This window comes from Bacillus sp. L381, assembly GCF_030284525.1.
Taxonomy (GTDB): Bacteria; Bacillota; Bacilli; order Bacillales; family Bacillaceae; genus Bacillus; species Bacillus amyloliquefaciens.
The window spans coordinates 2,110,868-2,137,116 of the sequence record NZ_CP127224.1; the positions used below are offsets into that span (position 1 = coordinate 2,110,868).

The window sequence follows — 26,249 nt, forward strand, 5'->3', positions numbered from 1 at the left end:
CCTTACCTCCTAGTGTATTCAATTAACAAATCATTCTCGGCCGTTTTAACTACCCCGCAGCTATATGTGTTGTATATTAGCTCTGAGCTGTTAGCTTTTTCTGTGTAAAACGAATATGTCAGTTTCTTATCACTCACGGAATGGATCTCATTTTGAATTAACCGCGTTCCGTCTGTACCGTCTAAGTACACCCCATAACCTTGATCCTTTGTCCTATTGAACAACAAGGTATTCCCAAAAATAGAATGAGCTCGGCCGCCTATAAGGTGAAGTGCGATAATAGCCTTACAGTCAATGATTCGGTTATCGCGGATGAAACTAATGTAGCGGTCGGCATACCCAAGAATTGCGGTATTTTGAGCGTTTCTTATGATGTTCCCTTCTAAATGAACTTCACTTTGCTTTTCCCAGAAAACACCGTAACCAGAAGCGGTTAGTGTGAAGTCATTCCTCATAGCTTGGACTCCTGTAGACCGCTCACAATACAGGCCTCCATATCCTCTTGTTTTGTTGTTACTAAGTGAAACAGTGTCGGAATCCATTAGCTTGATGGTATATTTATCTGAGGATCCCTTACTTTTATTGTTACTGATCGTTACGTCGAGACCTAACTGCACTTGAAAATGAATACAGTTACCGTCAATACGATTACCCGTTATAAGAACGTCTTCACACTGGTACGCATGAATTGCTACTGATGTAATTTCCTCCAACGTATTTTCGGTGACAATGACTCCTTTACCTCTGGCGCAAATACCGGTTCTGAAACCGCGGATGGTATTGCCGGAAATGTTCACGCGGTTACCGGTCTCAGTACTTGAAACGCCTATAGAGTCAATCCCGTAATCTTTCAATCTCCCACTCTCATTTATGATGTGGTTACCTTTGATGAGCACGTCTGTGCTGTAACCGTAAGAAAAAACGTCATCGCTAAAATTACCTTCAACAATTACTTTCCCGCTCGTGTGGGCTCGGAATGCTCCCCGTCCATTGTTCCTAAACCTGTTCCCTACAATTCTTAGTTCATACGGGTGATCGTATTTGATTCCTTTATCCCCGTAGCCCTCGAGATCGATTCCGAGCTGCGGGCCTATCTCGGCCCCGCCCGCTTCCTCAATGTCGTTATCTTCCACAAGCAACCCTTCACATCCGTTCGTCGCTAAATTGTTTCTGCGTCCCCGGGCTAAAACGCATTTCTTCACTGTTACGCTTTTGGCCGGCGTATAGGTTCCCGACCAGTTCATCATGCCATCGGCCGCGATCCAAATGTTATCCCCTATACAGTCAGAAATATGAACATGTTCGATTAATACATTTCGACTGCCGTGAATATGGATCCCGAAACCCCACTCATGGGTCTTTTTCAAACTCCCCTCTGGAACCGTATAATCGTGCAGGTCCCGATCACCGATGATTTTCCCGCCGCTTATTTTGACATTCTCAGCCTTTCCTACATAAAAGCAGGAATAACCCTGCGAGCTATTAGGAAGAACACGAAACCGCGCCTCCGGGTGCATTTCAATTTCCATGTTGGACGGTATGCGAATCCCGCCGCCGAACTCCGGAAGCCGTCCGAACTTGCTCACGGCATCGATCAAATAATCCCCTTTAGGAATGTAAACATGACTTAATGACTGCTGCGCCGCATATTGAACAGCGTCATTGAACCCCTGGGTAGTTTCTGCTGGATTTTCGCCATTCGAATTTATTCCCCAGTCTTCAGGATCGATAGAGAGCGAGTATCGTAATTGATTCACGGGATTGTTCATCGACGGTCACCCGCCTTTTCATTTACGTTTTCATCAATGAATTTCGCGATGAGATCAGTAAATTGATAGAACTCCGCGTTTTTCGAGCCGGCTCGTCCGGTTATAGAAAATTTGTCAAACATCGATCGCCGCTGTTCTGTACTTATTTCAAGCTGAATACTTTTCCCTGTACGGTTTCTGTTTGCAATGTTATTCGGGCTGGTACCGGCTAACGGTGCATTGCTCGTCAGCAACTCTGCAGAAAAGCCTCCAATGTTAAGGGCATCTGTCATTTTTGCGGCCAACTCTCGGTCCGTCCCGCCTACTAACGTATGCTTTTCGCTTGAAGCATAGCCGTGAAGCGAGATAGTCAGATCATGCCTGCCCAGCATACCCAGCGCTTGAGGTTCATCGAAGTGGGTGCTTGTAATATGCAGGTCGGAAGCACCTGGTACTTTTAGCGCCTCAAAGAGATAAGTAGAGTACGAGCCACTGAGCTCTCTTGCTAGCTCACTTGTACCGCCCTCTATACCGCCACCGTGAGGCGCGAGAATTAATACTGGGGTCTCGATATCCTTAGTGAAAATATTGTAATTACCGGGATCCTCATTTGCCCTCAAGTCCTCAAAATTTTGATACTTGTCCGCAGCTAGTGCATCGTTCCCGCCGGATGTAATACCGAATCCGGTAAACACCATTGAAAAAATGAGTAGGAGCATGCTATACTTATATAGCTTCGCGCCTCTGCGAAGTGCTTGGTAGAGAAGGGATGGCCCGCCAAAGCTCCCCTTCTCTGCCCCCTTAACCTTTTTTGAGGGTGCCGCTATTCTGTTTTTGTTTTGAACCACACATACCACGCTCCATCTTTAATTTTTACTTTCTCCAGTGACGTAACTTCCATCGAAACTTTTTGAGTGTTAAATTTTTCTCTACATGGGTTACATAATTCATCACCTCCTTTCAATGCCTCCCTTCACTCAGGTTATGAGTTTTTTTAAATCTTCAGATGTTATCGCAAGACCTTGAACGCCGCAGTACGCGCAATGGACACTTGCCGGATACTTGAGACTTTTGATAAACGTCCATTCTTCACAGTCATCGCAGTGGTATCCATGCAATTCTTCTTTTTTTAAACTCATTTCGTTGCACTACCTAGCCATTCAGGATTCTGATGCACGTTGCCGATTAACTCACCATTCATTTGAACAAAATCCCAGCGTATTCCACCCGCATAAAAACCAGCATCATCGTCTGACCATTTAACGACTAGATTAAACACCCGTCCGTGTGATTTATAACTGATAATATCTCCGGCATATACTTCTTTTCCCATAAGCTTTTTGCCTGTCCAAACATCCCGGCTGACCAGCTCATAGTTTGATTTACCTGAGTAGATTGTCTCGCCGAAAAATTCAATTTCGCTCAAGGTGTAATAATGCAAGACAATTTCATTTGTCTTCTTATGCCGGAATGCATACCGGATTTTGATGATATTCATTTCACATCGCCCTCCATAAATGATGTCATTTCTAACGTTAATTAATGCCGCCTTATTAAGCTAACCTGCGCCGATTTCCGTATTTGTTTTTATGTTTTTCATATAATAAAACTTGTTACACACGAAATTTAGAACACAGTGAATATCATTGATTACTTCCGATCCATAAACTGCTGAAACAAATCGATCTCCGCTCTTCTCATAGAGACAGGGTGTCCGACCGAATGACCTCCGACAATAGACACATAAAACAGATCCCCAGTAACAGTCATTTTCCCTAAGTATTTAACTCCGTCAAGTCTCCCTATTTCTTCGTAACCCATTTCTAAATAACATCTTTCTTCCACTCTCTTTTTACCTCCTACATATTGTATGTGATGAAAAATCCGGAACTCGTCGGGCTTCCTACGTATCCAGTCCAGTTTGATTTAGCATACAGATTGTACTTGATGATGTACGTTCCGTTTCCGCAATTTCTTCGGGCCGAGGTCACACTAAAACTTTTTAACGGTGTTGAGTTTGTGAATGAGCCTGAACTTACCTGTCCTGTATGGATCAAACCGGAATCAGTCCATTTGTACAGGATCGCTTTGTAATAGTATTTCTTACTGCCTTTCTTCTCGATTTTATAGTCGATCGTGGCCGCTCTCGCTGTGTACGTCGTCGCGTCCGTGTATACGCGCATCGTGCCGCCTTTGTAATTTCCCCACGGCGACCATGCGGCGGAAGCAGGCGGCGCAACGGCCGTCGCTCCCATAAGTAATGCTGCTGATAGAATGATTGATTTGAATAGTTTTCTCATGCTTCTTCCCCCAGTTTCTTTTTGTATTCAATGATTTCTTCAATCTCTCCATGTCCGCCGCAATTAGAGCATGGGACATCACGGTCCTGCATTTTCACATTTCCATCAAACCATGTATCGTACCCTGTACCTTCACAATCGGGACATTCCATCACTCCGCACCCTCCTTCTCTTCCGGCGGCCACCATCCACGAACCAAGTACCCACTGATAACTGCGGCAACTGCCACACAATTTAATCTCAAACTCTGATTGTCGAAATACTGATCCAGAATTGCTCCTATGGAATTAGCAATGACTGACATCATGAGAATTATCAACACTCTAAATGCAAACCTCATTCCGCGCCCTCCTGAGCGTCGATGTGTAAAGCTTTGAGTACATGGTATACAAAAAAGTTTTGTTCTATCGCAAACCACAGTTCTTCCGAAAGCACTTCGTCATCCATCGTCTCAAAATCACCCTTGTCAAAAGATGTTGTAGTCCCTCCGGGGGAAGAATGGACGGTCTCTGATCTGTTGATTTCTTCCCCATCTGCGCTGAACAGGCGGACAATTCCCTTTTCTGCTGTAATTTCGACTGTTACTTTTTTAACTTTTTTGGTAGTCATTCCGCGTCCTCCAGTACTTCACCGGGAATCATAGCCCCGCACTCCGGGCATTCGTAAATGTCCATATGCCATAGTTCTAATTCACTTTCGCCACAGCTAGGGCAAATAATATCTTCCATCACTCCGCCCCCTCCGCTTCATAAACTTCGCCTTTTCGGTTCGAAGTTACATCGAGCACATTTCGCAATCCGTCATATATAATCACGTTATTTTCATCTGTTATGCAATCCACACAGCCTAGTCCATAGCCGGTAATGTAATTAGCTTCGCGGTAAGCTTCTCCTCTTGTTTGGCACTCTAAGCGGTTAACCTCCCCGTACCTGCGATAAAACAGTTTAAACATCACTCCGCGCCCTCCTTCTGTTCCATAGGTACAACTTGACCGTTAATTAACACTGCAAGTGAATTAACTGTACCGTCAGCGTATTCATTCCATACATAAGCCTCTTGAACCTTATCAGTCGCTAAAACTGCGATGTCTCCGGTGGCGGAATAGAACCTGTAATCTTTTACGTAGTAATATTCACCAATTTTTATAATGTAGCTCATTCCCCTTTTCATAGAGCCCTATATTCTCCGCTTTTGCTGAAACTTTTTGATTTCTTTATCTGTAGCGGGCCGAACAGCAGTCTTTGCATCATAAGCTGTGCGAACCATGTGGTCTTTTTTGAGCTGCACAACCTTCTTAAAGTGTGTAAGGAAGATGTAGTCGCCTACTTTGTAGAGGTGTTTCATCAGCGTTCATCCTCCCATTTCCTAATGTTCCGCTCCGTTACAGACATCCAACAATACACGGCCAGAAGCACACTAAAAATTCCGACAACAATATAAATCATTGTAGAAACGTCCTTGTTTGTTGCTGAAGCGCCGATTCCTTCTCAAGTTTCTTCATTTTTTGATAAGCTTCTGTGTAATCCTTAATAATTTCATCCAGGGTTTCTAAACGGCTGGAATAAGATTCACTAATCTCAGTGATCAATTGTAGAGCTTTTTGCATTTTCTTTTTATTTCTGTATTCTAGGTATACACTTGCCGCAAACAGGCCGGCCAGCAGTATGCAAAACGCTAGTTTGTACCAATCCATTATTTAAGCGCTCCCTTCTTTTTAAGAAAAGCCTTTGCTTTATCCGTAAGCTCCCAGTAGAAAAGGTTATCGTCTTGATTCATTGAAGCTTTGACCAACCCGGATCCTTGCAACATCTTCATCCATTCATTCAAGCGGACCGCGGCGATCGTACCACCTTCCGCGGCGATCGCCCGGAGCAATGCCTCGCTGCCTTTCATATGGTTAACGGCCGTCCATACCAAGAAAGGTTGCGGTCATTTTGGCTGCTAAGGAAACAACGTCTTTTTCATTGACTTTGTTGCTATTTTTAAATTCGTCATAAAACCGGATAGCGACCTGTGACACTTCTGGGATGAGAATCGCCATTGCAGGTAATTCATTCTTTATTCCTTCTTTCATTATTTCAAGCTCAATGTCTGTGTATTTTTTCATACTCTAACGCCCTTTCGATTTAAGTCCCTACTATCTGTACAAGAAAATCTTACCCATTTTAATTTCGGCTAGGCGGCTTTGGTGGTCTTCGAGTTTTTGGAGCAGACTTTAACACATGATTCTTGTTCTTTGTGTCTTCAATAGCTTCACTAACCATGCTCCCTGCAGATAAGACAGCCCAGAATAGAGCAACCTCGGGAGGATACGTAGCAAGCGTAATTAACGCTATAATCACGAGAACAACCGTCATAGCAACGACTCCTATCTATAGGTTTCCTGCGCGGTAAGGCTTCAGGATAACCTGCAACTTTTGGTATGCATGCTGAGCAGCGGTTATTCTGCTTTTTAAAGTCGGATCATCAGTCATCGAAAGTGTAATAGTCGCCTTTTCTGGATCCAGCAACGCAGCTTCGATTCCCTGACTATCCACAATCGAGGCTATTGTCGCGTACTGCTCTTGGATTTCCCTAAAATCTTTGCTTGTCCAACTACTTCGATAAGCGCGGAAGAGTTCTTCAGGAACGGCAGCATCTCGAAATATCTCAGATTGTCCCTTCAGAAAGTAAATGACATTATCAGCGTTTATTCCGTACAACGTGAGAGCGGCCGCTCTATTTGCATAGTTGCGATCCTTATCCGCGGCTTCAAAAATTGCACTGGCCTCTTCAAGGTCAATCGGATAATCCATTGTTAATTTCTTCAGAAAAACGTCCTTAGTTTCCATCGCTACCTCCTTCAGTCCTCTTCCACAATTACAACAGCGTTGTTAATCATGACACGCTTTCCGTCTATATCGAACTTCACTTTATTACCGTATTCATTGATCTCAACGTCGAACTTTCCTTTGTATGTCTTGATGACATTTCCGTTTTGATCATATACGACAGCTGTACGTTTCAACCCGTTGACACTGGAACTCGTATCCTTCATGACACGATCCCAAGTTTCACAGCCAACTAGACCACAAAGCAATAAAACAGCAGTAATTATTAACGTGATACGTTTTTTCATTGGGCGTTCTCTCCTTTATGCTTAATGGCTTCTTCGATGAATGCGAGGCTATTGCCGTAAGCTACATCTATGATTCGGACATCTGGAGAAAATCTGTGTTGAAGGTCATCAGCATAAACCTTCTGATAGTATTCTAGTTTCATTGAGAAATTCGGCATCGGGTTTATAATCAACTCGTCATCCGGATAACCTTTCATTCTGACTCGAATTCCTATATAAGAGACACCCAATTCTGTTGCTTTTTCGAATGCCTGTACAAGTTCGGTCTTTTTCATAAAGAAGTCCTCCATTGAATGTTTTTAATTTAGAGACATAATTAACGCAATTACGGATAGGACAATTGCCACAGAGCTACCGATAATGCCGAGCAGATGGTATGTCCGGGAATTCATGCATCGGCCTCCTCATAAAAATCAAATGCATTGAAAAAATTGCCGAAAGCATCACGATCAGGGAAACCCTTAGCTGTAGCATCTATCTTCTTAATTTTTGTATCGCATTCATGGCACTTTACGTACTCATTTTCCGAAAGTACGTACCTGCGACTACGGTCACCGCAGTTTGGACAGATGTAGTACGTTTTGTAGTATTTTTCTCCATTTTCTTTCTTGACCCCAGTTTTCCAGTGTTCAGGTTCCTGCTTCTCACACATCTCCTCTGTTTCCTGTACCGCAGTCTCCTGCTCTGTTTGTAGAAACGAACCTTGAAGCCTCTCGGCGATCGAAAAGCCGGTTGATCCGGAGCCAAGGAGCGGCAATTGCCGTGACCGGCTCTCTTCCTGCTGCGCGGCACGGAATCGCTTTGTCGCTTCTGTAGCTGATACTGGTTTCTCTTCTGTTTGCTGGTACAAATCTAAAACCTTTTTCTGGGGATCTTTGTAACTTGTAACTGACGGCAAAACCAGCTCATTCCCCTCAAGAAGAGCAATGCGCTTTGCTTTAATTTGATTTTTGCTAGGCTTAGCCCCTGTATCTTTTCGTATAAAATTAAGATCATTTGCTTTTATAAAGTCGTAAAACCCTGCAGTCAACACGCTTACCGTCCTTTCGTTGTTTATCCGGTCGAGTCCATATTCGCTCAGGATTCCGTGAATTGCTTCGTGTAAAAGGACTTTCGCGGCGTACTCACCCTCAGCTTCTTTCGAAACTTGTATTTGCTGTTTCCATGGATTTATGTCTCCCAGCTGTACGCCGCTTTTGTGATCCTCTTCGATAAATCCTTCCACCTGCAGAACTTTATACGGCATGCCGTTGATTACTAATTTCTCGGGTAAATTCATAAAATCAGCCTCCTAGTTTGCTTGTTTACTATCCCTAAAAATCGGCACATCGTGCCCGCAAAGTTCTGGTAAGTTTGCACGAACCAGCTGTTCGGCGAAGGGCGGCGGGACAGCATTACCGCAACGCGCAACTTGTTTCGCTTTTGAATATTTCACACCGTTCACATCTCTATCAATCACATAGCCCGCTGGGAATCCTTGAGCAGCGAATAGTTCATGAGGCTGAAGCATTCGCATTCCAATGTCAGCGATCTGATAGTTTTCGCCTTTAATCGTGATTAGCCCAAATCTGTCTTTCGTAGTGACTGTATGCAGCGGGCTATCGAGAGCCTGCCCGATATCTGATCCGTAATATTTCGTCAAGAAAGCCCTGACTTCACCGACGTGCAGCCCGCCTGCTGTTATGGTCGGCATTGGGCTCGTCACCGTTTGGCCGTCCTTGCATGTGCCGCGCAACTTGATTAAGTGACTTGTGGCAATGGCGAATTTATTGCCGCCTGCCGTTATAGTGCCGAGCGGCTTTTTCAGGTCAAGCACCCGCCGGCCTTCCGGATCACCGTAACCCATTTGAATTAATACTGGGTCAACTACACCCCAACCATTTTTCGCTGTTACAGTCTGTAAGGGCTTATCAAGTTTCTGTCCTCTAAAAAAATCACCAGAATGATTAACTTTAATGATAAATGGATCAGGATTATTCAAAACAAAACGCTGGATGCCGCGGGCAATGCGCCGCATTGTATTTTCAGACAAAGGCTTTTTTCTGTTGAAAATTGATTTTGTTTGGAGCGTCCAATCCATGATATCTGCAGCTGTCTTCCAAGGTTTCAGCTTTCCAGTCTTAACAGCTACGCTTTCCGGATCTCCGTGTGTTGGTTCGGGCCAAATGATAGGCCTACCGTCACAGCGAGCGATTAAGAACAACCTTTTTCGTATTGTCGGCGCACCATAATCACAGGCTCTGAGCTCTTTCCACTCCACACTATATCCGTGGACCTTTAACGCATTCACAAACGATCGGAATGTACGACCTTTCTGCACGGGATCCGGTCGGCCGTCTTTTCGCAGCGGGCCCCACGTCTGAAACTCTTCTACGTTCTCCATCATGATAACCCTCGGCCTCACTGTGGCGGCCCATCGTACAGCTACCCAAGCTAGCCCGCGTATTTTCTTTTCTACTGGTTTCCCACCCTTCGCCTTAGAGAAGTGCTTACAGTCGGGGCTGAACCAGGCTAAACCTATGGGCCTGCCGGCGGCCGCTTCTCGAGGGTCCACATCCCAAACAGACTCACAATAATGCTTTGTATCGGGATGATTTACCATGTGCATTGCAATAGCATCAGGGTCGTGGTTAATAGCGATATCTACCGAGACACCGGTTGCCAATTCAATACCCGTACTTGCTCCGCCTCCTCCGGCGAAATTGTCAACAATGATTTCTTTCGTTTTACTGATCATGACCTGCCCCCTACCGCTCGAACTTAACAATCTCGCCGATGGTTTTTTCTTTATAGTTCTTAACATTCTGTATTTTGAGGAGGTTCCTGAATTCTTTAGCTTCTGATTTTGGTACATACGCGATGCCTATAGACATCAGCATTCGATATTTGTCATTACGTCTTACACTGGTCATTGACTACCTCCCCTAGAAACGACATGTACCGCCGCTTCCTGTACGCCAAACGCTAAGGCCTGATCCAAGTTGTTTATGTAAATGTCTAGGTGCTTGCCCTTCACTCCGCCGCCTGTGTCCTGTACTGTCCGCTGGCCGATTCCATCTATATAAACGACAGTTCCTAACGGGATGACAGCGGGATCCGCCGCCACTGTGACGCCCTCTTGCACTGTAGAACCGTCGGCTGTAATTCCGTAACCCTCATCACCCGGCTGCTTCCCGGTGCTTTCTACCCCAGCTGTGTAAGCTGTTATCTTAAAAACGCCGATATCATTAGAACGATCACCGCCAGAAGAGCTGCTGTTAGCTGCATTCTGTGAACCAATAGGCTGTTTTTCAGGTGCTTGTTTTTCTTTGCGAGCTTTTCGATCTGAAGTTGAAGCTTTTCGTTCTTTTGTTCTTCTGTTTTCAGGTACTTTTTCAACAGAGCCTCGTTTTGCCTCGATTCGTGAAGCTGGTCGGCTAAGTCTTGGCAAGATTGCTGCAGGTTGTCTTTTTTCCGTAAGCCTTTGACAATGATCTTCTGTTCGTTTTTCTTCTTCGCTTTGCGTAAATGGCTCTTTTCCCGCTCGAGTTGCCTGTCTTGTTGTCTCCTCTGATATCCTTTCTTGCGGTTGTTCGCTTTGCTTTTCGCCATAAACAGGCACCCCCATGGAGAAAAATATTGAACAAGCTATAAGAATAGTAATGAGTAACACACCCCTTTTTCTTTTAAATATTGTGACACACGACTAAGACAATATTGATCTGATTGCCTTTTGATAATCCTTGATAACAATACGGTCCCCCATATAAGCGCGCAGTGTGAGAAGCAGTAACTGCTCGTCAGCGGCAATGCGTCCCGTAGTTTTTAAAAACTGCAGCCATTCTGCGATTGAGTAGTTATAAGCAACTTTAAAGAAAAGCTGCTCCCGGTTGTATTGCCACAACTTCAGAAACTCTTCCTTATTTTGATTCTCAGAAACATGATAAGAATTGGTTAGATAAAAATATTGCACCGTGTAATTAAACAGGTCTATTACCGAGTTTGAAACGCCTTCCCCCTTTACTTGAAGCTCGCCACGCTTTGTCCATGTTCTGATCCGATCCAGTTTCTTATCCACTTCCCAGGCCCACAATGTTTTCGCGTCTAAATCAATCATTCCCCTCATGAAGCGGCTGTCGTAATCAGCGTCCTTCCTTACGAAAACGTCTGTAGCCTCGGCCAGAAATAAGTCCCAATCAGCAGGCGGCTTGTCCATATTAAAATTTTGATTCATCTGTCTCTCTCCATTTCCTGAAGGTATGATCAAACAATAATTGTTCATACGGCGGCAAGCGGGTGGTCCGTGCCGACTGTTTTAACACTTGCTCGTAATCTTTCCGGTAACCATTAACGCTCCAAAATAATACCAATGGGTTATATCGTCCGGGGCAGTGATCCACCGGTCTTCGAGCAATGTATCCTACACGACGGCTTGGTTTTTTACGATACTTAATTTTCGCTTTAATCATGGTGTCAACTCTCTTTCATCAATAACATGCTCTGCAATGGCGGAAGCCACTGCCGCCAATTGAATTAATTCTTTACTAAGATCGTGAGCATCTGTTTTCTTGCCCCAGGCTTTATTCCGTTGCATTGCTTCACACACTTCCCCGAACTCCTCACCTAAAATCATGAGCCAGTCGCCGAAACTGTGCCGCTGGATACCCCATTTCTCATTTTGTTTTCTACGCTCAATTAGCACTTCATCATTTACAAGAAGCATTAATTTTGTAGGACGGGAAACTGTATTCGGGACCTTTTGACACATAGTTTCAAGTTCTCTTCGAACATTCATCTGTTCAGCCTCTCTTTCTCCCAATCTTCGTAATCTTTTTTCTCGCCCCAGCGGTAACCGACCGATGGGTCAGCCACTACCGGAACCGGAAAATCTGGAAGCGGCGGCTCTTGCATGACTCCCTGAACCCAATCTTTTACTTTTTCAATAAGGACAGGATCGTCATCTATTTCGAAAATCATTTCATCGTGTATTTGAGCAATCATGTCAACATGGCCGTGAATAAATAAAACTGGGCTCTCGGGTTTGTTTGTTTCTCCGCCTGTCACTTCGGCCAATCTTGAGTCGTAGGTATCTCTGCCGATCTTTTCATACACAGCGTTTTGGCATTTTTTCATAATGTCAGCAGCACTACCCTGAATTGGCGTGTTAGCCGCGCGACGTTCAGCGCTAGAGCGGTCGTACCTGTTTGCGCTGTTAATTCCGGGAAGAAGACGAATGTATCCGTATATTGTCTGCACGTAGCCTTTTTCACGAGACTCCAATACAATTTTTCTTTGATATTCCGGTATTCGCTTATATGCTTTTTTTACAGCGTTTACGATGTTTGCACATTCATCCAGGGTTTTTCGAACAAAATATTTCGTTTTAAAGGTCTTTTGCAGGGCGTGCTCTGTACCGCCATATGCAATACCGAAATTTCCTGCCTTTGCGTCAGAACGCTCTTTTTTCACAATTTCGCTTTCCGGTTTTCCGGTCATCACAGACGCAGTCCTTTTGTGCATGTCCCCGTTATTAGAAAATAGATCAATCATGACCTCGTCTCCAGATTTCCAAGCCATTAAACGCAGCTCAAATCCTGAGAAATCGATCAGGAAATAAACTTTTCCTTTATCCGGGACGTGAAAATTTCTTATTCCGAACTCATCGTTATCTAGTCGTGGAACATTTTGGCCGTTAGGATTAAAACTGTTACAACGTCCCGTCTCAGTAAAAGTGCTATACCCTGCATGTATCCGGCCGCTCCGACGGTTCACATGTTTTTCGCGACCTTTAATATGGCTGGAGAGCAGCGTGGAATACTTTTGAATTTTCATCAACTCACGAAGTAGCGCGATGCCCTGTTCTTTGTACGGATGCGGTTGCCGTTTTTTAATTCGGATCGCATATCGTTCATCTTTTGTGATCTCACCGTTAAAACCAGGCTTTCCGTACGAGGCGTCGGGGTCAATGTTCTCCCATCCTTCGGGTAGTGGAACCGCCAAATATTTTTCCTCACTAATCGCTTCCAGATTGTTTTCAAGCATGAAGATCATATCAATAAGTGCCTCTAGATCAAGGCTTGCCGCTCCGGTTTTTTCTGACCACTTGGCTGCCGGAAGCTTGAAATGGTCGAAAATGACGCTCTTCACCTCTTTGGTTTTTCCTGAGGCTCCCGTATCGACATTAAGCCCTAATGCGTCGTAGGCAATTTTTTTGATGTTGTCAGCGGCCTGTTCCTGCATCATTTCCGCTTCCTGACGTTTTACATCCGCTTGATCAGCATCCCACTTCATACCCCAATACTCCATAAGCCCGATCGCTCTTTGGAAAGGCATTTCTATGTTGTGCAGCCATTCTTCATAACGCGGGATTTGTTTCGCGATCTCATTCCAGTAAAGGTAATGCTGAAGACCGTAATCGCTATCCTCGGCCGAATATAGCAATCCCTCCCCTGAGTCTGCCGGAATCTCGTCAAAAAAGTCTGCATCGTTCTTTTTCAGGAGCTCCGTGAACTCGTTCATATTTACGCCGAAAACTTTTTTCGTGGCAGGCTTCAGCCCCCAACCGCTATTCGGTTTTTTGGGATCAATGATCTTTTGTGGAGCGGCTACCTGCAGGCATCTTACCCACATCATGAGCGGGTCAGCGACTCGACCGAGAATGTATTTCCCGTACTTCGCTGCGAATTTCGTTTCGAACGATAGATTTACCGCGATTTTTAAGACCTTATTGTTTGTAAAAATCATCTTTTCGAGTGTGTCCAGGACCAGCTGACGAGCCTTGTCTCTCGTTAGATGTCCTTCAAAGTTACGGCCTTTTTTGTGGCTGATAGGAATAACGCGTGTTTCATGTGGTGCTGCCGCGATCGACAGTGTACAAATTTCACCTTTCCATGGATCCAAAGGTGATCGAAGATATTCTTTTCTGTGCTGCTCTTTCTCTTCATCAGAAAGACTGGAGAACCAATTTCGTGTTTCCTCGTCTGCAGCTGTCTCCCAGTCAAAGGACGCATACCCTGTCTCGATACAGTGGTTCAGATATGCTTCTAGATCTTTCAGAGTTAGAATTGCTTTGTAATCCTTCACCTTTTGCGGTTCTAATTTCGGCCATGCAATTCGAAATTCACCCGGCTTAGGCTTTTCCTTTAAAACATTAGCAACGTGATTCTGCGGCTGTGCCGGTTCATTAGATTTCTTTTTGACATTAGATGCTAAAGTTTTCGGTGTCCCGAACAAACTTCCGAGTCTCATGATTTCACCTTCTATTTATCTTTTAAAATTGTTAACACACGTGTTACACAGAAACGTTTACACGATGGCCGTTCGTATAAGCAAAGTATTTCTCTCTGATTTTATTTAACCTGTGTTTGATATTGTTTGCAGTACACCCGACATGCTGCGCAATAACTGTATGTTTTTCACCACGGAGCTTCATCGTTAGAATTTCTTGATCGACTTTCCCCAATCTCGACATGAAGTCTCTTACGATCAACTCTGATTCCTGTGTATAGCCCAAAATATCTGAGAGATTTCTTTCTCCTTCAAAGCTCACATAACTTCGCTGTGCAGCTAAGCATGCTTTCGCAAACTGAACGTTTTCAATCGTCTCATTCATACGTTCAGCTAAGTCTTCGCACGATAGTTCGGCCCACTTGTTAGCCGCAATTTTTCGCGCAAGTCTTTTTAACCAAATTGGAAAATAAACTGAGTTATATCCGTTTTTTGTAATTTCAAAATTAATCTCGCTTTCGATCTGTATATACGCGTAATGTGAAAATTTTGCACCTTGTTTCGAATCATAAGAGTCGTAAGCTTTCATAAGACCAACACTTCCCGCACTTACTAAATCCGAAATTTCTAAACTTGTAAAACGTAATTGAGACGCTTTGTTTTTAGCGATTTTTGCAACAAGAGGCATATTACTCATAACAGCCTCGTCCCGCGTCATCATGCGCCCATTAATCAGCTTTTCCACAATGTTACTCCTCCTTTTGGAGCAATTCGTGCAGCAATTCTGCTACTGCATCACCGCTATCGACTTGCTCTTTTAATAACTGTAATGTCGCTCTTTTATAAACGTCCAAAGCGGCCCGCGAATCAGCTTTCGATGTTCTCGATGTATTCGATGCTTTCTTGAGTTGTTCGACCTCCTGCTTGAACCGATCATTTTCGATTCTCAATTCATTAAGGCGCTTTTCATTATCTTCTTTTTCCTTTTTCAGGTTCTCCGCTCCTTCCCGAAGTACGTTCCGACGCCTATCCAGATCTAAGCACTGAGCCTGAAGGCGCTGCTGTTCCTCTTGCTCCTTTTTCAGCCTTTGTTCTAATGCCGCAATGTCGTCTTTCGCTTTTTTCAACTGATCTTTTAGCGCATTGTCACTCTCTAGATTTAGTTTTGAAGACCTCAAGAGTTCCTTTGTCTTCTTAGTTTCTTCAAGGAGAATTTCTTTTTTCACTGGCTTGGCTTTTAAATTCTTCTTTTTCCACTTATGAAGTGTCGGATACGAAATTCCGAAGTGTTTTGCGATATCCATTTCAGTGAGTCCCCTAATTTTTAGTTCCTGATAAGAATCAACAGTTAAATCAGTCAACGTGCTTCCACTCCCCTCTGCTCTTTTTAATAATCGTCATCGTCCATTTGATCGAATAAACCTATCTGCATGCAGTACGCTATATAAGCATTAAATCGCGGCGTTTTTCGGAAGCCGCCTGATGTGCTGATTGTCATCCGCATGCGAGTTAACGTGTTTATAATTTCTTTGACTTCCTCACGATCGATGGACAGCATCGCCTCTATATCGTTAAGCCGGAGCGCTTTCTGCTGTGCGAAAAGCTTAATTAACTCGAAGAACTTAAATTCATTTTTCAGCGTATCGATCTTTTTCAGGTCGCCGGTTATTCTGTTGTAGCGAGCTTCCGTCATTTCTTCTTCACGTATTGCGAGTTTAGAATAGTAGTTCAAGCCGCAACCCGGGCTATTGTAAAGTGCCTTTAGATACCGCTCAATAAACTCTACATGTCCCGGCCATACTTGAATCCGTTCGCCTGACTCGTCAACGCTGTGGGTTAGAGCGGCCAATGCTACCGACAATCTCGCAATCTTGTTTCTCTGATCGGATGGGCTCACCAGTGGTACGTCTGTTGCATTACCGTATACCTTACTTAGCTCAGTCGAAACGGAAAGCATTTTTTCGATCGTTCCTTCTGCGAATAACACATCATCCGGTTTCCGAGACCACGCGTATAGGATATTATTCTTTAACGCACGGCTGCTGATCATATTAGGATAGGTTCCTAATTCTTGGTTATAAAGCTCAGAATCTACATCTGTCGACCTCATAAAAATGGCAAAGTCAAAGCGACGAATATCCTCGTTATTGAAAATATCTTTTAATGCTTCAACGCCTTGTGCATAATCGGCAAGCCGGCGGCCTCTAGGTACGTTTCCCGACATAATAGCGCGTACGCGGCACGGTGTTTCGGCTGTTACAGCCCGTTTGACTTCCAGTTTTCCGTCGGAGCGGGCAAGCGTCATTTCCCCGTAATCGTCTTTGGTAATTCCTGTTGCTTCATCAATCCAGATCATTTCTTTATCTGCTAAAGGCCATGCACCCCAGACAATGTACCAGGCACCACCTGAGCCTGACTGCTCCATCTTATAGGTCAGCCCTGTTCGGCTCGTGCTCTCCGCGTTGACTCGAGTACCAAGGCCTGCGTATTTCATTGTTTTTTCGATCAACGCGCTTTTTCCCGTCCCTGTGTCGCCGACGACTTTTAATTCTACCCAGCCGCGGATGGGATTCAGATCCCATGGAACCTTAAATCGAAGAACGCTGTGCATTGTGAGGAGTACACCTAAAAGTGTCTCGTCCCGCTCTACGATGTGCGTCACGTTGTATGTAAGATCGGCACATAGAGCGGCGACTTTTTCTTCAATCCCTTTTCCCGTATAATCCTGTGGCGTAAAAGATTTAAAGTCCTCCTTAACCTCGTCTGTCATTGAAAAGCTTTCTACGACGTCCTGGAGAGGTTTAGCATCTCTGAGTAGCAAAGTACTCTCTTGGTTTTTCGGATGCGGATACACGTATCCAGTGAGCTCATAGTACTTATTTTCGGAGACTGGGAGACCGCCAATCGCATACACTCGACGAAGTACGTATTTCCCGTCTGAATTATCTTCTTTCTGCCCGTCTGATTCGTCCTCAGCCATCGGAATGACTAGCAACTCTTCTACGTTTGTACTCTCTTCAACTTCTAAATTGTATTTAGCGCAGTTTGGAATTCCTGAAATGTCTCGAAGGATCCCTTTAATGTTGTCGTCACCGATGTTTGTCATTTGAATCAGTTCTCTATCCTGCACGCCGAGCTCTTTGTATAGCGTGTGGCTAGGAATATCGTAAAGCGGGCAGTGCGTCTTCTTACAGTTATCTCGGCCCCAGCAATGATATTCGATTTTCTTGGGCACGATGTACGGCGTATGCTTCTTGCCGGCAACCATGACATGCGTTTTGACGGCTTTACCAGCGTGATCCGCGTTCCCGGTCTCCGCCAGATGCATGACCTCTGTTACCTCTTCCTCTTTGTGCTTCTTGATACATGGACAAAGTTCGCCCGCACAAGCTACCCGATCATAATCTTTTTCTCCTGGTTTCTTTTCGCCGTGTAAACTGCGGATAAAGGAGCAGTGAAATTTATAGTCGTTATCTTCGCTGAATACGCTATCGATCACACTGCGGGTATTCGCTACACGCTGCCTTTGTTGATAATTACTATCTGCAGACGTAAAGCGAAGCACCCACTCCTCAAGGACTTTCATTGTTTCATCCTTGGTGTGGCCTGCGTCTTTATAGTAACAAGCGAGTTGTACGGTCGCCTGGTTTCTGTCGCCTTCTTTTTTCCAGCCGTTCTCCAGAATGTCTTGAACACATACTGGCGGCCGGCCTTTCTTAAAAATAAATTCTTCTTTATCGTATCGCTTGCTTTGTGTAGCAGCAGCCTGTTCGTATTCCGTTACTTTATCAGAGTAAAAATGGTTTGTTTTCCCTCGGATGCCTGCAGCTCCGTTACGTTCATCTGCTGTAAATGGCAAGTCTTCTCTTTTACGCGGTGTTTCCGCCAATTCCTGAATTTCTTCTAAAGTTAGAGTCTTGATTTCTTCAAAACTAAGTTCAATTTTGTATCGTTTCGTTTTCGCGTGAATGGAGTTCGGTAGGCGCAGCTGCCTCCTGTTGGTATATACGACTAAATCAAGTGAAGTGAGTTCCAATCGGTGAACAAGATACCCTGCTATATGTTTAAAAATCTTGTGTAGGTCCGCTCTCGGTTTAATACCGACTGCCTGTGATCCAATTAAGATGTGAAAGCCCTTGGATCCTGAAAAATAGATATGAATGTCAGTTTCTCGGACATCGAGCTCCTGGGTAAAAAATTCAATTAGCTTTACGGCATCAGCCTGGCTGACCGCGGGATCCCGATCATAGTCTAAGTCGAAGTAGAGAGGGGCCAGGAAAGGCTCTCCCTCGACTTTTTCCGAATTTGCAAAACGCTGTACGGTAGCGAAGCAGTTAAAGTTCAATGCTTCTTCCTGCTGCCACCGTAGAACGTCTTTTGACTCCATTCGAATCCATGAGTTGTTTTTCCCGTGCGGATCAATATGCCAGGCGTCAACATATTTAAAATCTTTGAGCTTCGGTTCTTTCTTTGCTGCCATTACGTGACGCCCCTTTCAATACTTACGCTTGTTGCTCGTCCGGATTAATGCCATAGTCTTCAGGTTTAAATAGCCCGACTGCATGGAATTCTAGACCGATAAACTTCGTACCACCTGAAGAACCCTTATATTCTTTCGTAATCAGCCGCGTTACAATCTTGTTAACACCAGTGCCTCGCGGAATGTTCAGTGCTTTGTACTTCCCTTTGTAGACACCAAATGCGAACTGACCCCATCGGATTGTATCTGTTGGTGAGAAGGACATGAGATAAACTTTTGGGAAATCGTCAGGCTTCAATGTATCTACTGGAACTACAAAGGCCATGTAGCGAAGTTTGATGTCATCAAGCCTGTATCGCTCAGCGGCATCCGGATTTTCCGCAAGCCATGCAGTGAGTTTTTCCTGCGCGTCTGCTAATTCCTTTTCTGCGACAATTAACTCTCCATCTTCCGGGCTTCCTTCTAAGCCCCATAGGGAATAACGTTTTTCACCTTGACCAACGACGATATCAATTGTGTCACCGTAGGAAACAGATTCATCGTCTTTTTCAACGAAATTTCCTTTTGAATCTTTTGTGAGCCAGTCTCCCATATGAACAAAGTCCATATCCAGGCCTTCGTTCGCCTCGATAAATCCGTTTTGGATATCTTCTAAAATCGCTGTGATGTAATTACTACCGGTTTTTACCGCCGCTAATTGGTTTTTTGTTTCTGCTACTTCATTTGTGGTTTGTACGTTTTCATTATTCATTTGTTCAGTCATGTTTTATAACCTCTTTCGTTTTTTAAATTTGTTAACACACGAGAATAATAAATCACTATTGCTTATTTATTCCGGCAACTGTTACGGCTGCCTCCATTGTCACCCACCTCCTTAAATGGGAAGATCAAATATCGCAGAGCTTCCGAGAAAGTCTTCAATCATTTGTTGTTCTGTTCTCGGTTTTTTAGGAACCTTCAACCCTAAGCGAGTGTAGACTCTGCGTCGGCTGTAGTACTGATCTTTAAATACGCCAACTTTGTAATCAACATAATCGAACCAGGTTGCTTGTTTGTCAGGGTTACTCAGGTCCGGCCGCATGATCCGCCCAATCTCTTGCTCGACTGCAGATCCTGAAGCGTCTCCTCTCTTATCTCCCCGCTTCGGCATAACCATATGACCAATTGTAAGGTGCGGCATGTCTAAGCCTTCACGAGCAAGCTGAGTAGCAAATAAGATATCGATTTTTTTCTTACTGCAAGCCTCCAGGATTTCTTTTCTTTCCTTGCTGCTAACCTGCCAGTTTTTAAATTCGTCTTCCGTGTAGGCTTCTACCTTAAACTTAATGCCGGCTTTTGTTGCTTTCTCTTCGAGGATCAAATGCTCCGGAGGCCTTTTCGTTACCCATTTATAGCGGCTGATCCCTCCATGAACCACAGCCATTGTCGGACAACTTACAGAAGCGGCCAGCTGTTCGATTTTCTCTTTAAGCAAGTAGCAGTACCGTACACTTTCAGTAATAACAATGCTGTGGTTATTTGTGGCATTGTCTAAGATAGACTTAGCTACCAGTTCGAGCCGTTCTTCGTCTTCAATCAGATGCCTGATTAAATCCGTATAATCAAGGTCCTCACCGCCAGCGTCTACGCTATTGTTTTCATTACGTAAAGAAGCTGTCTCGTAATCAAAATCGGTAAAAACAAACTTCACATTTGGTTTTATGAGTTCTCCGTGTGTATAGAGCGTCGAGCGATCCACTCGATGAAGTTCCGGTCCTACTCCTTGGTACAAGTAAAAATGCAGCCCGTCTTTTCTCTCAGGAGTTGCTGTTACGCCTATCAGCTTGTCCGCTTTGAACTTTCCTACTGTTTCGATAAACTGAATTGCCGGGAAGTGGTGAGCTTCATCGATAATCACCATTCCGATAAAGTCGTTCAAAGCATCTACCAGGTGAGGATTCGCTCCCAGTGTTTGAACAGTGGCAATAATCAGTTTTCCATCTCCCCACTCGTGTTTTCCATCTCCGAAGAAACCTATTCGACCGACCCCTCCCAGCGTTAATTCCGCTTTCTTTGCTGTTTGATACATTAGATCCTTTGTATGAGTCAGCCAGAGTGTTGAACGACCGTATTCGAAAATCGTACGCATCCCCATGATTGTTTTACCTGAGCCGGCAGGGGCAATTCCGACACCGCTGCCTTTTAACAGGGACTCTACAAAAGGAGCCTGATAATCTCTCACTTTAAAAGAATCATTCCATGGCCCGAAATCTACCTCACGGCCTTGCTGTGTGTTTCGGACTATCACTTTTTCAGGATCCTGATTGTGATTAATCAGGATATCGTTTAACTCTTTCTCGAAACCTCTCGGGCAAATCAGGTCACCCCGATCGTAAAGATACAGCTCGATTTTAGGCTCTATCCCCCAAACCCGACGCCTGCGCTTTTTGGCTGCTGTATATGCCGGGTTTTCGTACGTGAGTGCCTTCGTAATTGCCGCCTTTAACGGAGTCGATGCACCTTTAATTCTGATATTCCAACTGATAAATATCTGTAACAAACCGTACCAACTCCTTTAAGTCATACCGTGGTTGTGCTGCATTAATTCTTGGTATTTTTACAGCAGGGAGCGCTTCAGATTGAAACTCGGTTAATCTAATGTTGAGCCTGTTGTGGTGGCGCATGAACTGCAGAGCTTCAGTGAGACGAAAAGCGTATGTTTCGTCGAGACCGATATCAGGATTATGGAAGCTGACTGTTACTATACCGAAGTTTCGATCGATGACCTGGTCGAAATCAATCAGACCTTTAATCTGATTCTGTCTGAGGAATCCAAGATCAAAGCTCTTACTCTTGGTCCTTTTCATTTCAATTAGCATGTTTACTTGATTCGTTAAAACTATCCGATCAGCGGCGTTTGTATTGCCGCCTCCATCTTTTAGTTTCATATGCCAAACATTTTCCACAAAAGGCCAGCTTCGTTTTATCTCGGCTTCGAAGTCACTGCCGCGTTGTCGCCGTTCCCGCTGTTTGCTCCGTATTGCCTGTTGTTTAGGATCCATTACCCTTCGCCTTTGTTCTTCTTAGACTCTTCGCGAATTTTTTTCCAGTCATCATCTGACACTATCTCACCCGTCAGCTGATTCGCAGTTTCTTCCGAGATAAGTACTCGGACATCGTTGTCTATTTCTACGGAAGCATCCGAAATATCAATTAACTTAAAAGCTTTATCCTCGAGCCATGCTTCCAATTTACGATCATCGTCTGCGACTTCTGTAGGGACAAGTCCCATTAATTCGTTACAGCTTACCCGGAAACTAACTGTTCCTTGCACAAAAGCTCGTTCCACAATTTTTTCACTCATAATAAAGCCCCCTAAATTTGATTTTCTATGCTAAAAACTTGAGCAAATTCCCCTGTACATGAGCTTTCGCTTTAAGTAAATCAGCGGCTTCTTTCGCTGTAGCGTAGGCGTCTTTGGCTGCCATGATATTGACCTCAATTTCTGCGAGTTGAGCCTTTACGTCAGCCAGTTGTCTGTGTTCGCTTTCTGCAGCAGATCGGCGGTAAGAATCCCTTAGAGTATCGTTTGTTAGAGCGATCTTTTCGCCGTTCCAGATCACGTATTGGCTACGCCCTTCTCCCTGAATCTGCATAATAGCCTCAGCTTCTTTTAACTGGACAGCAGTCTCTAAAGTTGTTTTCTGCTTCAGCAGGCTAGCCCGCTCTCCATAAGCAGCGTCCACTTTCTGCCCTGCTTCAACAATATCCTCAATTGCCGCATCAATTGTCTGAGCTACAAATTGCACATTATCCGGGGCAATTACCGAATCGTATCCTTCCGGAACTTTTTTGACCGAAGCCGCCAGCAGCTTTTCTGCCGCTTCAATCACTTTTTCTTTTCCGTACTCGCCTACAAGTGTTGTGATTTTATCTTCTAAATTAAATTGCATATGATCATTCACTCCTTCATATAATGAAATTAATCAAGAACAACTGGGATAACTGCTGTAAGCGTCTGTTTTTCATCTAGGCTGACAATTTTAATGGCCGAGTCATCGTCATAAAAACGTATGATTACTTCCGCATAACCTGCGTCTTTGAATAAAGACAATGCTTGTAGTAGGTATTCAGCGTTTATATCGTATTTGAAGTCCCTCGAGTATTGTGTTTCACCTAAGTCAATCGCCACGTCCAGTGCTTTACTTAGGATCGCGAGTTCCGTGTCTCTACCTCTTACATTCGATTCTAAAGTCAGGACAACGTCTTCTTTTTTTCCTTTTTTCTCCCCCGGGTTTGGAACTACACCAGCCTTTATAAACGCGTCTATAACCAAATGAAGATACGTTGTGCTCTGTATATGGAGTTCGTCTTTAAAACCCTGAGGAGCCAAAGCATTTACATCCGGGTACTCACCCTCAAGCAGATTACCAGTAGCTGGATCAATTGAAACTGAGTCGTTACGGCTTTGGATATTTTTTGCGATATATAAGCGGCGGCCATCGGATACAACAGCAGAACCGTTAATTGTGTGGTAAACCCCTTTTAAAGCCGGCTTTGAAAAGCCGATATTCTTCACCATTTTTTCTGCGTGTTTAATGAATGTGAAATAAGAAATAGCCATTATTTCGATTCCTCCTCGGATTTTACTTTGTGCAATAACGTAATCTTCACTTTTTTCTTGACCACATCATCGATAGTTAAATATGCAGTATCGTATGAACTCTCAGTTGCAAATATTACGCGCAATTCAAGTGGTGTAATTCCTATAACAACCGCGTTCACATCGACTCCTCTATTAATAGCCAAATCATATGAATCTGTATAAATACTAATTGCCGTCCCAGCTTTAAGCGCCTCGATGTCAAACTGCGGTTTATTTACAAGAATACTGTTCATTTTTCATCCTCCTTCGGTACAAGCAGCTCGATCTTTGTTTTGCCGGATAGTACGTCTGAAATGTGAACTGTTTCGGTTACTGTCTTCATAGCTAGTGTTTGTTTTTTGGGTAAACAGGAAATCAACAGATTACTTCCGTTATTCAGGGTTATTAAACCCGCCCACACTCGGTTTCCTTCTGTGATCACAGAAATTGGTGTGCCGTACTTGAGTAAAGAGTCATCAAACTGCGGTTTGTCAACTATCATGTTTAGCCTCCTTATGCTTTCATATTTTCTTTTGATTCTGCTATTTTCTCTAAAGCGATCCTCACAACAGAGGGATGGTAACCCTCCTGTTCTGCGATGCTCTCAATAATAGAGTTAACGTCCACCAAGACTTTCTCCCCGGTGTTTGACTGAATCAACGATGCGAACTCCTCCATTGCGTACTGCCGCTCCTGCTCACGCTCAATTGCGCTACGATCTAAAATTTGTTCTCCAGGCTTTGCTGACTGTAGCGGGACCAATTCTAAATCGTATTTACCGTTTTGAATATCGATTAGGAGAACCTCTATTTTTCTTGTAATCTCAGTTTGAGAAGCGGAAAGCCTGCAGATAGCCCCACAGTTTACAAACGTCTTACCGTCAGCCCGCTCATAAATTCCGTAACCAGTGTGATCGTGACCGGTGAGTACAAGATCTGCGGTTGTCTCCACGTCTTTGATTAATGTAAAACGATCAAACGGTGGCGTATGATCCAGCAACATCCCATGCGCTATGTGGATCTTTAATTCTGCATTACTTTTGCAAGCCGGCGCATATCCGTATCCTTTTTTATCAATTTCCGCGCTGTATGGAGTAAATGTGAGCTGCACTTCTGGAAAATCCCCTCTGCCACCTAGAAACCTGGGGACACCCGGATCGTTTATTACTTCAAGCTGCGGCACTATTTTTTCCAAAACTCTCAGGCTTGTCCTGTTGTATGTATCTAAGTTGTATCCGTAGATGTCGTGGTTGCCTGCTGTAGTGTATAGCGGGACTGGACAGTTTTCAGCGATTAGCTCCGCAAATTCTAGGAGTACACCCGTTGCCACCTCAGGAGTATGAAATGTGTCACCTGCTGTTATAATCGCGTCCACCTGCCGGTAACGTGCTAAGTTGAAAATCTCCAACAATTTTTCTTTTAGCGATTCCTTGTAGTTGTCTTTCCGGTTCCTTGGCGTGGTCCCGCGCAGATGCCAATCCCCTGTGTAAAGTAATCGTGTCATCTGCTGCACCTTTTGTTCGTAGCGAGATCCTCGCTTTTGGTGGATTTATGCCGATATAAATTCCCGAAACTTGATACTGAATAGTTATAATCCTCAATTTCTTTATCCGAAAGTCCTGCGCTTTTGTGAATATCATTCCATGCGACCTGAAGTTTCTCTGAAGCCTTACTAAACTCCCCAAGGTATTTTTCTTTCGCGTCAGAAATCGGATCTTCCACTTTTTTTGCTATAAGGTAACGAATATAAGCATCTATTTTATTTTTCACGAAATCCACTTCGTGTTCTGCGATTTCTAAATTCAGGAACAGTCCCGCGTCTACATGGCAAATTTTTTCTTTATTTTCCGTAGGTCTCAAAATATCAGCTAAAACCTTGCGAATTTTCATCGATTTCCCTCCTGTATTGTCTCAACTCGGCTTTCTCCATTCTGTTGATTGATTGAGATGCTCGTGTCTCCAGTCTCAGCTAGAGTAGGTGAATGCGTAACAAGTACCATTTGTCGATTGAATTTTCGGCTGAATTCCTTTAGAAAAAAAGCTACGTTTTGCACATACTCTTGAGATACGTGCTTTGCGGCTTCATCAAGAAACAGCGGGCCCCGAACCCCGGATAATTCACCGACCGCAAGTTTTAAGGCAAGACTAACAACGTCAGCCACTCCACCGCCCCTATCGTAATCTGGCGGTTTCAATTGTGTGGTGACACCTTCTGATGTGAGCCAATATTCTGCTACTGGCTGGTTCGCTTTAACCTCGATATTTATGTTGAACCGATAATCCTTACCAAACACAACAGATAACGCGCTGGTTACAATGTCCTCAATCTGTTTTTTTGCCTGTTGTCGGGCATACTCGCTTGTCTTCTGCAGCAGGATCTGAACTAAATCGAAGTTGCCCAATTCCTGCTCAGCCGCTTCCAATCTTTTTCGCGCTTCATCCTTCTGCTTTCTAAGAAGATCCCGCTGACCAATTAATGCGGATATCTTATTTGATGCCTGCCTTACATCGGCTTTCACTTTCATCAGCTGATACATTCGTTACACCTGCGGGATAAGATTTTCGATTTTCTCTAAATCTTTTTTTATTGATTCGTCCAATTCCTGAATTGTGCTTTCTATGTTTTCCGGAGTAACACCAGCTACCGCCATCTTTTGTTTTACTTCTTCAAGTTGCTTTTCAGCGTGCTCTTTTTGCGTTTCGGCCTGGAGCTTTGCTTTTTCTGCTTTATTTAAGTTGCTTTTGGCTGTTTCGATACGTTCCTGGGTATTCAC

General features: G+C 44.1%; 38 protein-coding genes. All 38 read right to left on the reverse strand.

Going from position 1 to position 26,249, the window contains the following annotated elements:
* Positions 1–2: 2 nt before the first annotated feature.
* Complete coding sequence (locus QRX25_RS10500; RefSeq protein WP_258415749.1) at positions 3–1,757, reverse strand: right-handed parallel beta-helix repeat-containing protein; 1,755 nt, start codon at positions 1,755–1,757, stop codon at positions 3–5.
* A gap of 8 nt (positions 1,758–1,765) precedes the next feature.
* The gene (locus QRX25_RS10505) at positions 1,766–2,596 is read right to left on the reverse strand and encodes a poly-gamma-glutamate hydrolase family protein (RefSeq protein WP_212098170.1); all 831 of its coding nucleotides are present in this window, start codon (positions 2,594–2,596) and stop codon (positions 1,766–1,768) included.
* Between the two features lie 287 nt (positions 2,597–2,883).
* Entirely contained in the window at positions 2,884–3,246 is a 363-nt protein-coding gene (locus QRX25_RS10510) for a YopX family protein (RefSeq protein ID WP_212098173.1), read from the reverse strand.
* A gap of 152 nt (positions 3,247–3,398) precedes the next feature.
* A complete protein-coding gene (locus tag QRX25_RS10515; protein WP_212098175.1) occupies positions 3,399–3,593 on the reverse strand; it encodes a hypothetical protein in 195 nt (64 codons plus the stop codon).
* A gap of 14 nt (positions 3,594–3,607) precedes the next feature.
* Positions 3,608–4,048 carry a cell wall-binding protein YqgA gene (yqgA, locus tag QRX25_RS10520; protein WP_212098177.1) on the reverse strand — a complete coding sequence of 147 codons (441 nt, stop codon included), beginning with the start codon at positions 4,046–4,048 and terminating at the stop codon, positions 3,608–3,610.
* Positions 4,045–4,203 (reverse strand): hypothetical protein, encoded by a 159-nt coding sequence (locus QRX25_RS10525; protein ID WP_212098179.1) that lies wholly within the window; start codon positions 4,201–4,203, stop codon positions 4,045–4,047. The genes yqgA and QRX25_RS10525 overlap by 4 nt, the downstream gene beginning before the upstream one ends.
* Positions 4,204–4,384: 181 nt before the next feature.
* The gene (locus QRX25_RS10530; protein ID WP_212098181.1) at positions 4,385–4,657 is read right to left on the reverse strand and encodes a hypothetical protein; all 273 of its coding nucleotides are present in this window, start codon (positions 4,655–4,657) and stop codon (positions 4,385–4,387) included.
* Positions 4,654–4,776: a hypothetical protein gene (locus tag QRX25_RS10535; protein ID WP_258415744.1), complete on the reverse strand. Its 123-nt coding sequence runs from the start codon at positions 4,774–4,776 to the stop codon at positions 4,654–4,656. The genes QRX25_RS10530 and QRX25_RS10535 overlap by 4 nt, the downstream gene beginning before the upstream one ends.
* Positions 4,776–5,003 (reverse strand): hypothetical protein, encoded by a 228-nt coding sequence (locus tag QRX25_RS10540; protein ID WP_212098183.1) that lies wholly within the window; start codon positions 5,001–5,003, stop codon positions 4,776–4,778. The genes QRX25_RS10535 and QRX25_RS10540 overlap by 1 nt, the downstream gene beginning before the upstream one ends.
* Positions 5,000–5,206: a hypothetical protein gene (locus QRX25_RS10545; protein ID WP_212098185.1), complete on the reverse strand. Its 207-nt coding sequence runs from the start codon at positions 5,204–5,206 to the stop codon at positions 5,000–5,002. The genes QRX25_RS10540 and QRX25_RS10545 overlap by 4 nt, the downstream gene beginning before the upstream one ends.
* A 283-nt stretch (positions 5,207–5,489) precedes the next feature.
* Positions 5,490–5,741 carry a hypothetical protein gene (locus tag QRX25_RS10550; protein WP_212098188.1) on the reverse strand — a complete coding sequence of 84 codons (252 nt, stop codon included), beginning with the start codon at positions 5,739–5,741 and terminating at the stop codon, positions 5,490–5,492.
* Positions 5,741–5,941: a hypothetical protein gene (locus QRX25_RS10555; protein ID WP_212098191.1), complete on the reverse strand. Its 201-nt coding sequence runs from the start codon at positions 5,939–5,941 to the stop codon at positions 5,741–5,743. The genes QRX25_RS10550 and QRX25_RS10555 overlap by 1 nt, the downstream gene beginning before the upstream one ends.
* Before the next feature lie 4 nt (positions 5,942–5,945).
* Positions 5,946–6,155: a hypothetical protein gene (locus tag QRX25_RS10560; RefSeq protein ID WP_212098194.1), complete on the reverse strand. Its 210-nt coding sequence runs from the start codon at positions 6,153–6,155 to the stop codon at positions 5,946–5,948.
* Between the two features lie 265 nt (positions 6,156–6,420).
* A complete protein-coding gene (locus QRX25_RS10565; RefSeq protein WP_212098197.1) occupies positions 6,421–6,879 on the reverse strand; it encodes a hypothetical protein in 459 nt (152 codons plus the stop codon).
* Between the two features lie 11 nt (positions 6,880–6,890).
* Entirely contained in the window at positions 6,891–7,166 is a 276-nt protein-coding gene (locus QRX25_RS10570) for a DUF5052 family protein (protein ID WP_212098200.1), read from the reverse strand.
* Positions 7,163–7,441, reverse strand: coding sequence for a hypothetical protein (locus tag QRX25_RS10575; protein WP_212098203.1), 279 nt, complete (start codon positions 7,439–7,441; stop codon positions 7,163–7,165). Before QRX25_RS10575 ends, QRX25_RS10570 begins: the two co-directional genes overlap by 4 nt.
* Positions 7,442–7,554: 113 nt before the next feature.
* Positions 7,555–8,445 carry a hypothetical protein gene (locus QRX25_RS10580; protein ID WP_212098206.1) on the reverse strand — a complete coding sequence of 297 codons (891 nt, stop codon included), beginning with the start codon at positions 8,443–8,445 and terminating at the stop codon, positions 7,555–7,557.
* A 12-nt stretch (positions 8,446–8,457) separates the two neighbouring features.
* Entirely contained in the window at positions 8,458–9,903 is a 1,446-nt protein-coding gene (locus QRX25_RS10585) for a DNA cytosine methyltransferase (protein WP_212098210.1), read from the reverse strand.
* Between the two features lie 171 nt (positions 9,904–10,074).
* Positions 10,075–10,818: a 3D domain-containing protein gene (locus QRX25_RS10590; RefSeq protein WP_212098212.1), complete on the reverse strand. Its 744-nt coding sequence runs from the start codon at positions 10,816–10,818 to the stop codon at positions 10,075–10,077.
* 33 nt (positions 10,819–10,851) lie between these two features.
* Entirely contained in the window at positions 10,852–11,379 is a 528-nt protein-coding gene (locus QRX25_RS10595) for a hypothetical protein (RefSeq protein WP_212098215.1), read from the reverse strand.
* Positions 11,363–11,614, reverse strand: a complete 252-nt coding sequence (locus QRX25_RS10600) for a hypothetical protein (protein WP_212098218.1) — start codon at positions 11,612–11,614, stop codon at positions 11,363–11,365. The genes QRX25_RS10595 and QRX25_RS10600 overlap by 17 nt, the downstream gene beginning before the upstream one ends.
* Positions 11,611–11,940, reverse strand: coding sequence for a MazG-like family protein (locus tag QRX25_RS10605; protein WP_249199225.1), 330 nt, complete (start codon positions 11,938–11,940; stop codon positions 11,611–11,613). Before QRX25_RS10605 ends, QRX25_RS10600 begins: the two co-directional genes overlap by 4 nt.
* Positions 11,937–14,393, reverse strand: coding sequence for a bifunctional 3'-5' exonuclease/DNA polymerase (locus tag QRX25_RS10610; RefSeq protein ID WP_249199227.1), 2,457 nt, complete (start codon positions 14,391–14,393; stop codon positions 11,937–11,939). The genes QRX25_RS10605 and QRX25_RS10610 overlap by 4 nt, the downstream gene beginning before the upstream one ends.
* Before the next feature lie 43 nt (positions 14,394–14,436).
* Entirely contained in the window at positions 14,437–15,117 is a 681-nt protein-coding gene (locus tag QRX25_RS10615) for a sigma-70 family RNA polymerase sigma factor (RefSeq protein WP_212098221.1), read from the reverse strand.
* Between the two features lie 4 nt (positions 15,118–15,121).
* Positions 15,122–15,733 carry a hypothetical protein gene (locus tag QRX25_RS10620; RefSeq protein WP_212098224.1) on the reverse strand — a complete coding sequence of 204 codons (612 nt, stop codon included), beginning with the start codon at positions 15,731–15,733 and terminating at the stop codon, positions 15,122–15,124.
* 26 nt (positions 15,734–15,759) lie between these two features.
* On the reverse strand, positions 15,760–18,852 hold the full coding sequence (locus tag QRX25_RS10625; RefSeq protein ID WP_212098227.1) for a DNA primase small subunit domain-containing protein: 3,093 nt from the start codon (positions 18,850–18,852) through the stop codon (positions 15,760–15,762).
* A gap of 22 nt (positions 18,853–18,874) precedes the next feature.
* Entirely contained in the window at positions 18,875–19,615 is a 741-nt protein-coding gene (locus QRX25_RS10630) for a hypothetical protein (RefSeq protein ID WP_212098230.1), read from the reverse strand.
* A gap of 111 nt (positions 19,616–19,726) precedes the next feature.
* On the reverse strand, positions 19,727–21,391 hold the full coding sequence (locus QRX25_RS10635) for a DEAD/DEAH box helicase (protein WP_212098233.1): 1,665 nt from the start codon (positions 21,389–21,391) through the stop codon (positions 19,727–19,729).
* Positions 21,354–21,893, reverse strand: coding sequence for a hypothetical protein (locus QRX25_RS10640; protein WP_212098236.1), 540 nt, complete (start codon positions 21,891–21,893; stop codon positions 21,354–21,356). Before QRX25_RS10640 ends, QRX25_RS10635 begins: the two co-directional genes overlap by 38 nt.
* Positions 21,893–22,195, reverse strand: coding sequence for a hypothetical protein (locus QRX25_RS10645; protein WP_212098239.1), 303 nt, complete (start codon positions 22,193–22,195; stop codon positions 21,893–21,895). Before QRX25_RS10645 ends, QRX25_RS10640 begins: the two co-directional genes overlap by 1 nt.
* Positions 22,196–22,220: 25 nt before the next feature.
* Positions 22,221–22,784: a hypothetical protein gene (locus QRX25_RS10650; protein WP_212098242.1), complete on the reverse strand. Its 564-nt coding sequence runs from the start codon at positions 22,782–22,784 to the stop codon at positions 22,221–22,223.
* Between the two features lie 29 nt (positions 22,785–22,813).
* Entirely contained in the window at positions 22,814–23,455 is a 642-nt protein-coding gene (locus tag QRX25_RS10655; RefSeq protein WP_212098245.1) for a hypothetical protein, read from the reverse strand.
* Positions 23,455–23,730 (reverse strand): hypothetical protein, encoded by a 276-nt coding sequence (locus tag QRX25_RS10660; RefSeq protein WP_212098248.1) that lies wholly within the window; start codon positions 23,728–23,730, stop codon positions 23,455–23,457. Before QRX25_RS10660 ends, QRX25_RS10655 begins: the two co-directional genes overlap by 1 nt.
* Positions 23,727–23,978: a hypothetical protein gene (locus QRX25_RS10665; RefSeq protein ID WP_212098251.1), complete on the reverse strand. Its 252-nt coding sequence runs from the start codon at positions 23,976–23,978 to the stop codon at positions 23,727–23,729. Before QRX25_RS10665 ends, QRX25_RS10660 begins: the two co-directional genes overlap by 4 nt.
* Positions 23,979–23,989: 11 nt before the next feature.
* Positions 23,990–24,979: a metallophosphoesterase family protein gene (locus QRX25_RS10670; RefSeq protein ID WP_212098254.1), complete on the reverse strand. Its 990-nt coding sequence runs from the start codon at positions 24,977–24,979 to the stop codon at positions 23,990–23,992.
* Positions 24,976–25,365 carry a hypothetical protein gene (locus QRX25_RS10675; RefSeq protein WP_212098258.1) on the reverse strand — a complete coding sequence of 130 codons (390 nt, stop codon included), beginning with the start codon at positions 25,363–25,365 and terminating at the stop codon, positions 24,976–24,978. Before QRX25_RS10675 ends, QRX25_RS10670 begins: the two co-directional genes overlap by 4 nt.
* The gene (locus tag QRX25_RS10680; RefSeq protein WP_212098260.1) at positions 25,362–26,012 is read right to left on the reverse strand and encodes an AAA family ATPase; all 651 of its coding nucleotides are present in this window, start codon (positions 26,010–26,012) and stop codon (positions 25,362–25,364) included. The genes QRX25_RS10675 and QRX25_RS10680 overlap by 4 nt, the downstream gene beginning before the upstream one ends.
* Before the next feature lie 3 nt (positions 26,013–26,015).
* Positions 26,016–26,249, reverse strand: coding sequence for a hypothetical protein (locus QRX25_RS10685; RefSeq protein ID WP_212098263.1), 234 nt, complete (start codon positions 26,247–26,249; stop codon positions 26,016–26,018).